This window comes from Luteibacter sp. P4_D7_3 (genome assembly GCF_056401735.1).
The window spans coordinates 1-2,306 of sequence record NZ_JBFUIT010000461.1; the positions used below are offsets into that span (position 1 = coordinate 1).

Here is a 2,306-nt window from a genome sequence, read left to right on the forward strand (position 1 = left end):
TCTTTGCCTATCTGCTCGGGGCGTATCTGGGCGCACTGACTCTGACGCCGGTTGTTCTGGCCCTGCATGAGCGGTTCCGCGCGCTGCGAGACGCGCCCCTGAGCGTGGGGTCGGTGTGGTGCAGTGCCCTCCTCCGCGACACGCTCTGGTGGGTGCTTCCCGCGCTGGCGATGCTTGCGTGGGTAGCCGTACTCACACCCAACGATGAACTACGCACGGCGGCCCGGCTGGCAATGCTCTGGCCGGTGTTCGGCCTGGCGTGGCGCCATGGGTGGCACGGCACGGCGGTAGGCGGCATGGCGGCCAGTGTGGCCCTGGCCATGACCGCTAAAGACTTTCTCGATCCCCAGATGATCCGGGTCCAGTTGGTGCTGGCGATCGCGCTGTCTGGAAGCCTGCTGTGGGGTGCCCGGAACAAAGGCGCCCGGGCTGTTCTGCCCGAGCGCCTCTGATCGGATCAATGCCCCGTGCTGTCAGGGGCCTTTCATCGAGCAATCCGCAGGATTACCGTTGCAGTTGCCCGGGGCCAGCAACAGCCGCACCGTACCGTCGGACTGCGGCGCCGCGTGGACCGTCATGCTCTGGTCCTGGTAAACCGTTTCCCCCGTAACCGGAGCAGCCGGGTCCGTGGCGACAACCCAGTGACTGGCGTCCACCCCGATGGGTAAATCCAGCACCTGACCATCGATATAGGCGACCGCACCACGCACGTTGCCGTTCGCGTCATTGATCTGGACGTAGCGCACGCCTTGCTTCTCAAAGCGATAAGCATGGAAGTTCGGGCTCGCACTGAGGTCGGCGGCATTGGGCCATGATTGACCCAGCCCTGTCCCCGAAGGCGTGGTGGCCGCAACTGTTCCACATCCAAACAGCAGCGCAAGGGACAGCAAGGCACGGTGATTGATTGAACGCATACAGGACTCCGTTGTTCGCGTTATGGGAGACGCAAGCGTAGCGGAGCTTTCATTCACATCGCCTGTGCTCTCTGCATGGTGCGGCCGAAAATGCACACGGGCTTTTCAGCTACCCATCTCCCGGCGTGCTTACCGCCCGGATGGCCATGAACGGAGCGCGGGTACCCGCGAGCAGGATTCCCGAGATAAACAGGGCAAGGATCGCCTGACCGAGGACAGGGAGCAACTTGGCCATGTGGGCAAGCTGACGGGTGGTGTCGTCTGGCGCGACATGCGCCAGCCACGTCAGTCGCTTGAGTGACTGTGATCGCTCATAGGGTGGCCGACGTTGCGGAGGATTACCCCGCGTGACGCTCAGTCAATGCGCCCAGGGCGAGTGACGGATCACGCTGCAGATGTCCACTCGCTGGAACGCAGGCTCTCTCGCAGCGATAAAGTCGTCGTTGAACGTACCGAACGTCGTGGCGGGTCGACGCTTCAACCCCTCATAGAAGGTATCGATGATGTGCTCCTTGAAGCGATCATCACGGGGAAAAGCCGCCACTACCGCCTCGCGCTCTTCGTCGGTGATCTGGTCGTATGAGCGCCCCGCCACATCCATGCCCGCTGCCACATGAAGCAAGGATGCTTCCGGATGCAGGAATTCCGGGATCCCGGGCGTCGTGTGGAGGGCGATGGCGGTCCAGACTCTATGGATGTCCGTTTCGGCGATGCCATGACGACGCATGAAATCGCGCGCGGCATTCGCTCCATCCACTTCGAAACGAAGCGCGCTGCTGTGGAAGCCTTCGGTCAGCCCGAGGTCGTGGAACATCGCGCCGGTGTACAGCAGTTCTGGATCGAAGCTCAGGCCCTTGCGCTCTGCGAACAGAGCGCCCCAGAGATAGACCCGCATCGAGTGCTGGAACAGCAGGTCGCTGGCCGTGTCGCGAAGCAGCTGCGTGGCTTCGCGGGCGATAGCGCTGTCGGGAAGCGTTATCCCGAGGATCGTGGTTGCCATGCTTACCGGCCTTTCCCCGCGTTCTGCGGCGTGGTCAGCGCGGTGTCGTCCGTATCGACGACGAACACGGCGAGCAACTTCGCCGGCTCGGTCTTGCTGGCGTTGCGGCTGATTCGATGCTGCGCACCGGGCTCTTCGTAGAACGCCTGCCCCGCCGTGTAGACGTGCGCGGGCTGGTCATTCACCTGGCTTTCGATGGCGCCCGATACGACGTAGGCGTAGATGAAGGCCGACTTTGCATGGGTATGTGGTTGCGAAGCGCCGCCCGGAGGATAGGAGACCTCGACGGCAACCAGCGACTTGCCGGGGATATTGGGAATGACATGCGAGAAATTCGGCTTGACCGAATCGCCCGGCGAGTGGGCGCTGGTCGGCGCCACGGAAGCCAGCGC

Annotated in this window: 4 protein-coding genes and 1 pseudogene; 1 reads left to right on the plus strand and 4 read right to left on the minus strand. The window is 63.1% G+C overall.

The window, feature by feature from the left end; translation table 11 throughout:
* Window positions 1-452: pseudogene (locus tag AC1DSN_RS21510) on the plus strand (hypothetical protein); the annotation flags it as partial.
* A 21-nt stretch (window positions 453-473) separates the two neighbouring features.
* Here the strand turns inward: AC1DSN_RS21510 and AC1DSN_RS21515 are convergent.
* The 4 genes from AC1DSN_RS21515 to AC1DSN_RS21530 form a co-directional block, all read right to left on the minus strand.
* Complete coding sequence (locus AC1DSN_RS21515; RefSeq protein ID WP_477298218.1) at window positions 474-914, minus strand: hypothetical protein; 441 nt, start codon at window positions 912-914, stop codon at window positions 474-476.
* A 109-nt stretch (window positions 915-1,023) separates the two neighbouring features.
* Window positions 1,024-1,149, minus strand: coding sequence for a hypothetical protein (locus AC1DSN_RS21520; RefSeq protein WP_477332777.1), 126 nt, complete (start codon window positions 1,147-1,149; stop codon window positions 1,024-1,026).
* Between the two features lie 123 nt (window positions 1,150-1,272).
* Window positions 1,273-1,914, minus strand: a complete 642-nt coding sequence (locus tag AC1DSN_RS21525; RefSeq protein WP_477298216.1) for an HD domain-containing protein — start codon at window positions 1,912-1,914, stop codon at window positions 1,273-1,275.
* Window positions 1,915-1,916: 2 nt separating this feature from the next.
* A partial coding sequence (locus AC1DSN_RS21530) for a cupin domain-containing protein (RefSeq protein WP_477332779.1) occupies window positions 1,917-2,306 on the minus strand: 390 nt, incomplete at its 5' end.